The following is a 6,175-nucleotide window of genomic DNA, read 5'->3' as shown; positions in this document are numbered from 1 at the left end:
TTTGTTGTGGTGTCGGGGGTGGGGGTCCAGATTTATGGGATCCTGTGTGGGTGGTGGGGTGGGGGCCCCCCGCCGGGCGGGCGGGGGGCGGGGGCCGGGTCGGGGGTCGGGGGTCTGTTCGGTCGGATGTGGTCGTTGCCGGCAGGAGGGTGAAGGGAAGGGGAAGGCCGACGATGACGCACGTGGTGAGGTGCAGGCCGAAGATCGGGAGGCGTGGGCCGAGGGGCCCGTTGTCTCAGCGATTCCCGGCAGCATGACGGGAGTTGGGCTCACGCGACATCGTGCGAGCGGGTCCTGCCGGGGTGCTGGACGGTGAGGCCTCAGGGGTGGTCGAGCCGCTGGACGTGTTCGGGCTTGGTGGTCCACTCGCAGCCGCCGCCGGCGGGCCGGAGGTAGGCAAGGCCGGCAAGGGTTTCCATGTAGACGCCCTCGGCGGGCTCCCCGTCGGCGGTCCGGTGGGCGAGATCGCGGACGATCTCGCCGACCTTGGGCGTGCTGACGGGCATGCGGGGGCAGCTGGACATGGTGGCTCCAGGGGGTAGCGGTGTGGAGTGAGGCCGTTACGACCTGTGTTCATGGTGACGTGGGTGGGGCTACCATCGGAAGCATTTCAACTCTCTAGTTCACGCGACTTTAAGTTGGAACGATCATGAACCGTCGGACACTTGATCCAACGTCATCGCCGCTCGCGGCTTTTGCCGTTCAGCTTCGCAGGTCACGGGAGGACAAGGAGTTGACCCAAGTCCAATTTGGCGCGCTGGTCCGGTACTCCAGCGTCTACATCTCCAATGTGGAGACGGCAAAGCAGGCCCCCAGCTTAAAGTTTGTTCAGCGGGCCGAAGAGGTCTTGGCTGCCGGAGGATCGCTTGAGCTGCTCTGGTGGAGCTGGAAGAACGGGGCGCTGATCCCAGGCTTTCCCGAGTACACCGCCAAAGAGCGCGAAGCCATCGGTGTGCGGCTGTTCGAGACTGGCATGGTGCCCGGCATCTTGCAGCACCATGACTACTCCGCTGCCTACGAGGCCGCCATCGTGCGGAGAGGTGAAGCCACCCGGGTGCAAGCTGATGAGCGGTTGAATCTCTTGTGCGCGCGTCAGAGGTTGCTTGACCGGACGCCGGCCATTCATGCCGTCGTGGACGAGGGAGTGCTGCTGCGTCCGATCGGCGGCTCAACTGTCATGGTGAAACAGCTCTCTCACCTTGAGTTCCTGTCCTGTCGGCCGAACATCGTCATTCAGGTGGCCCCGTACGCCCTTGCCGAGGATCGCCCGTTGTCACATCCGGTGACGCTCCTCACCCTGCCCAATCGGACGATGGTCGGATACACGGAGACGCTCCAGCGGGGCTACCTGGAGCAGGACGCCGACACGGTCGCCGGATGGGCTGGAAAGTACGATCGGCTCCAGGTGGACGCGCTTTCCAGGGCGGACAGCCTGGCCATGATCCGTGCGGTACGGAAGGAACTTGAACGCCATGCACGTTGACCTGTTGGGCGCCAAGTGGCGCAAGAGCTCCTACAGCAACGGAGGGGGCGGGTGCATTGAGGTTGCGGATGGATTCAGCGGAGCTGTCCCCGTCCGTGACTCCAAGGATCCCGAGGGCCCGGCGCTGGTCTTCCCCGCCGGTGCCTGGCAGTCGTTCGTCACCGCGGTCCGGGCAGGGGAGTTCGGCTCGCTTTGACCGGCCAGTCATGGCGAGGGCCCCCGACCGCCATCGCGGCGGGGGGCCCTGCACGTGGCTACCCGTGTGCGCCGGCGCCCCAGGGCTCGGGTACGCCCACCCGGACATCCAGGTCCCACAGGACGCACTCCTTGCCGGGGCAGGCCGTGAACGACCAGGCCACCTCGGTCCGGTGCAACTGTTCGTCAGCCGCCCGCCGACAGCCCGACCGGCTTCGGGCCGGCTTGTCGACGGCCCCTGCCCTGGAGGGGTTGTCCATGTGGGCGACGGTCTGCACTTCACTGTGCAGGCCGTCGCCAACTGCATCAAAGGCTCCACATCTATGCCCCGTTGGAGCCCCGGCCTTCATCGCCCGGGACACGTGACCACCCGATGACGGAGACCGTGCGGGCCCGTCAAGGTGCGGCCTCGGCATCGCCGTCCTCGATCAGGGGCGAGGTGATGGCTGCCCGAATCAGCTGGTCCAACTCCAGCCGTTCAGCGGGGCCGAGCGTGCGGTGTTCGGTGGCCTCGACGTCGGCGATCGTCCCCCGGATGAGCTGGCTCACCTCTTGGGCCCTGCGCAGCTCCTGGTCCTCGCCCTCATTGAGCGAACCACCCCAGACATCGCCGATGAGCGGGACGAAATCCCAGAAGTCGATGCCGCTCTCCCGTTTCTGCCGCTCGCGCTCGACCTGTTCCGCCTGCTCGCGGACGACCGCGCCGGCGTGCGCGGTCCTGGCGGTGAGGGTCTCGATCGCTGCCACCCCGAGGCCGATCGCGGCCAGCCGGTCAGCAGGGAAGGCTGTGACGATACGGCCGGTCTGGTCGAGGACGATTCTCAGCACCCGCTCACCCCGTGTCCCGATCTCGGTCTTGAAGACCTTCTGGACGAGGTAGCGGAACTTGCCCGGGGTCGGGGTCGTCTGACGGATGAGCTTGATCGCCCCCTCCTCGATGACCTGCTCCGCCGGTGTCGTCGCATGACGAGCAGCGACCTCGGTGGCCTCGCGCAGGGTGCTCTCGATCAACGTGCGGATCGTCCGCGGGTTGCGGAAGACCGAGTGGATCGCTCGCCCCGCGATGTTCCTCGCGTGCCTGGCGATGTGTTTCGAAACCGTGGCGACCGTCCGTCGGGCGAGTCTGCGCCCGGCGAATCTGAGGACCTTCTCGAACAGTGACGGCATCACTGTGCGCGGGCGTCGATCGGCCGCCCTCGGCGAGACGACGCCACCGTCGCACACCGATTTTGCCCATCGATCGGCTACGTCCTCGGCACCGGTGTCGAGCGCCGCCGGCACGGTTGATGCCGCGACCGGATCGGCCTGGCCCCCGCCCTGCTGCACGACGTGGCCCAGCTCGTGGGCCAGCAGCAGGCGCCCGGACCTGGTCGCCGGGTCGTACCGGTTGGCCGCGAAGACGATGTCGCGGCCGACGGTGTACGCGGCCGCACCGAGACCGGCCGCGGATTCGGCCGCCGTCGCGTCGGTGTGCACCCGCACTCGGCTGAAGTCGTGGCCCAGCGCCCGCCCCATGTCCTGCCGCACCCCGCCGTCAAGCGGACGGCCAGGTGATTGCAGCGCCTCTGCGACCGAACCCACCGGCAGGTGCTCGCCGGGACCCCGGAACCGGGTGTCTGCCTCTGTCCGCAACCACCTTTCCAACGCCGCCTCGGTGACGGGTGCCCGGGACGTTGCGCGCACGGGGACGCGGCTGAAGTCGACCTGGGGTCCCGGAGCGAGCACGGGCGGCGCCGCCGTCCATGCCCCCTGGGGCGGCGCCGGGGCCGTCGAACCGGCCCGTACACGGGCCGCCTGCCGGTTGAGGTGGGCCGATCCGGACCGGGCCACAGTTCCTCCTAGCGCAACGAATGCCGTTCTCCTCACACGCTAGGCAGGCGGCTTGGCAAGGGTGCCGCTTCCGCGGTGCCATTCACCCGTTTGGCCCGGGCGCCGACCACGGGCTCGGACCCGGCCTGGGCGCAAACCCCGGCATCGACGGCTACGGGGCAGGAGTCCGGCCGGCACCGGGGCGCCGGTTCACCGCTGGTGTGCCTTCCTGGTCGTCCGGTGCGATGCGACAACTGTGGAGCAGAGCCACGCCGGGACAACCGCAGTTCGGCTGCACTGCGGACCGCGGCCCACGAGGGCACTCGGGCGGCCGCGTAGTGGTTGCACCAACGCTTCGCCCACCATCTGATGGGGGACACCTACGGGTTTCCACGAGCACACCTGGAGCGGCCTTGCGTTACGTGGAACGCTTGCCGGGGGGATTGCAGAAGGCTCTGACGGCGGGGAGGTGGCTGCCGATCATCGGGGCGGGGATCAGCGCTACGGCGGTCACCGACGACCAGCGCCGGCCGCCGGGTTGGAAGCAACTGGGGAAGCAGCTGGGCGAGGACCTGCTCGGGCCCGACGACGCCGGGCCCATCGATGCGCTGAGCGCCTACGCCGACACCTTCGGCCGTCCGCGGCTGGTCGAGCGGCTGTCCGAGCTGCTGCTCGTCCGGGACCTCGCCCCCGGAGCGGTGCACCAGTCCTTCGCCAAGCTGCCCTTCGACCGCGTGATCACCACCAACATCGACTTTCTGCTTGAGCGTGCCTATGAGGACCAGCGCCGACCGTACGAACCGCTCCTCGGGGAGTCCCAGCTGGCCTTGCAACCGAGCCGTCAGGCCACGCGCCTGCTGAAGTTCCACGGCGACCTCCGCCACCCCGATCAACTGGTGGTGACCGAGGACGACTACGACGGCTTCCTACGCCGCAGCCCACTGCTGGCGACCGCCCTCTCGTGGTGGCTGCTCACCCGTGAACCCGTCTTCTTCGGCTACAGCCTCGACGACGCCGATCTGCGTGAGATCCTCGCACTTCTCCGTGAACGCCTGGGACGCATGACCCGCCCAGCCTGGGCCATCCTGCCCGCAGACCCTCACGACGAGGCCGCCAGATTCCAGCGGCGCGGCATCAAGGCCATCGTGCTCGACCCCGACCCCACGGCAGACCGTGCCGTCGTGCTGGCTGAGTTCTTCACCGAACTGCGCACCCTGTGGGAGCAGGAGATCGCGAAGAAGCTGCAGATCCGCACCGATGCCGCCTCCGCCGAGCTGCGCCGACCGGCCGTCGCCCCCCAGTTGGCCCTCTTCGTGGCCAGCCGTCCGCTGCTCGCGCTCTACCGCGAGTTCGTCTTCCAGGCCGTGCCCCGACGTACCGGGCTACTACCTCTGGGTATCGACGACATCCGCACTCAGGACCCGGGGATGGACCTCATGGCCATCGACATGGCCCTGTCCAAGGCGGCCGTGGTGGTGTACGACTCGGGCAGCGGCAACTCTCTGTCGCAGAGCTACGTCGCCAGCCGCCGCCCGGTCGATCCCGCAGTCGTCAACGTTCTCCCCGACCTGCCTCAGCTGCATCACCCGGCAGCGGGCCTGGGGCCGACCGTCACCCGCCCTACGGAGATGGGCACATGGGGCGAGGCATTCGTCCCGGAGCTGCTGCAGAGCATCAACACGGCCCGCCCTTCCGTGTCACCCCCCGTCCTGCCCGCCGACCTGGAGAATCCGAAAGGAACCACCCAGCACCAGGATCTGCTGCTGACCTGCCTGGCCCTGTTGGAGGGGGAGCTGCGTCGGTCCCTGACCGACGATGAGACACCAGGCGGAGGCCCGCAGGGGAATCTGCCCACGGTCATCCCCCTCAATGCCGACGGCGGTCGCATGGAACGGCTGCGGACCTTCTTCGACGCCGACTTCGAGGCAGTGATCCGTGCCGTCCGCATCCGCCATGACCTTGTACAGAACCTCCGCGTCGACGAGAAGGAGATCGAATTGGCCGCCATCGCGCTGCGTTCGATGGTGCAGCAACGGCCCCACCTGCTGACTTGACCCCGCAGGCCGGGTGGCCTGCTGACCGGCGCCCGGGAGGTCGTGGACCTGTTGCGTGGTGCCGTTGGCTGCCCACCCGGGCGGCGTGTCAACGCCTCGCGAAAACTGACCCCGTGCGGGTCTCGGAAAGTTGACCCCAGTTGGTTGTGAGGGAACCTGACCCCGGTGTGACGCGGCGGCCCGCGCTGTGGAAATCTCGGGGAATGCCTGAACTGGGGGAACCTGTCGACCGTCCGGTCCGACTGCTGGGCTTCTGGGTAACGCCCGAGAACCAGACGCTGCCGAACCCCGCTGATCTCGTCGATCCCGGATGGGAGGAGTCGGAACGGCAGTGGGTCGCGGACTACCTCAACCACGGGCTGGTCGCCGGCTCCTGGATGGGGGCATCGAGGTGCAGGCTGTGCTCGTGCTCCAACGGCTCCCGCGATCTCACCGACGGCTACTACCTCTGGCCGGAAGGGCTGGGCCACTACGTCCTCGACCATGGCGTGAGGCTGCCCGCCGAGTTCCTCGATCACATCGAGCAGCGACTCGAAGCCCTGGAAGAGCTTGAGCGGGACTCCTCCTGGTGGCGGCAGAACTCCGAGTTCGTGACCGCGGTCCGGGCCGGGGAGTTCGGCTCGCTTTGACCGGC

General features: G+C 68.2%; 6 protein-coding genes. 4 read left to right on the top strand and 2 right to left on the bottom strand.

Annotated elements, in window-relative coordinates; genetic code table 11:
* Nucleotides 1-320: 320 nt before the first annotated feature.
* Entirely contained in the window at nt 321-524 is a 204-nt protein-coding gene (locus ACFC1F_RS32080; protein ID WP_376163600.1) for a hypothetical protein, read from the bottom strand.
* 125 nt (nt 525-649) lie between these two features.
* Between ACFC1F_RS32080 and ACFC1F_RS32075 the strand changes: the two genes are divergently transcribed.
* Together ACFC1F_RS32075 and ACFC1F_RS32070 are read left to right on the top strand one after the other, a co-directional pair.
* Complete coding sequence (locus ACFC1F_RS32075) at nt 650-1,483, top strand: helix-turn-helix transcriptional regulator (protein ID WP_376163598.1); 834 nt, start codon at nt 650-652, stop codon at nt 1,481-1,483.
* Complete coding sequence (locus tag ACFC1F_RS32070; RefSeq protein WP_148640947.1) at nt 1,473-1,679, top strand: DUF397 domain-containing protein; 207 nt, start codon at nt 1,473-1,475, stop codon at nt 1,677-1,679. Before ACFC1F_RS32075 ends, ACFC1F_RS32070 begins: the two co-directional genes overlap by 11 nt.
* Before the next feature lie 395 nt (nt 1,680-2,074).
* On the opposite strand, the gene ACFC1F_RS32065 is transcribed toward ACFC1F_RS32070, so the two are convergent.
* A complete protein-coding gene (locus ACFC1F_RS32065; protein ID WP_376163596.1) occupies nt 2,075-3,259 on the bottom strand; it encodes a DUF4157 domain-containing protein in 1,185 nt (394 codons plus the stop codon).
* Between the two features lie 650 nt (nt 3,260-3,909).
* On the opposite strand from ACFC1F_RS32065, the gene ACFC1F_RS32060 reads away from it, so the two are divergent.
* Both ACFC1F_RS32060 and ACFC1F_RS32055 read left to right on the top strand, forming a co-directional pair.
* Nucleotides 3,910-5,541 carry an SIR2 family protein gene (locus ACFC1F_RS32060; RefSeq protein ID WP_376163604.1) on the top strand — a complete coding sequence of 544 codons (1,632 nt, stop codon included), beginning with the start codon at nt 3,910-3,912 and terminating at the stop codon, nt 5,539-5,541.
* Nucleotides 5,542-5,744: 203 nt separating this feature from the next.
* Nucleotides 5,745-6,170, top strand: coding sequence for a hypothetical protein (locus ACFC1F_RS32055; RefSeq protein WP_376163594.1), 426 nt, complete (start codon nt 5,745-5,747; stop codon nt 6,168-6,170).
* The last annotated feature ends 5 nt before the right edge of the window (nt 6,171-6,175 follow it).

The sequence above is a fragment of the Kitasatospora sp. NPDC056181 genome (assembly GCF_042266225.1).
Lineage (GTDB): Bacteria > Actinomycetota > Actinomycetes > Streptomycetales > Streptomycetaceae > Kitasatospora.
Note: the sequence above shows the minus strand (reverse complement) of the source record. Positions and strands in the feature narration are given on the sequence as shown.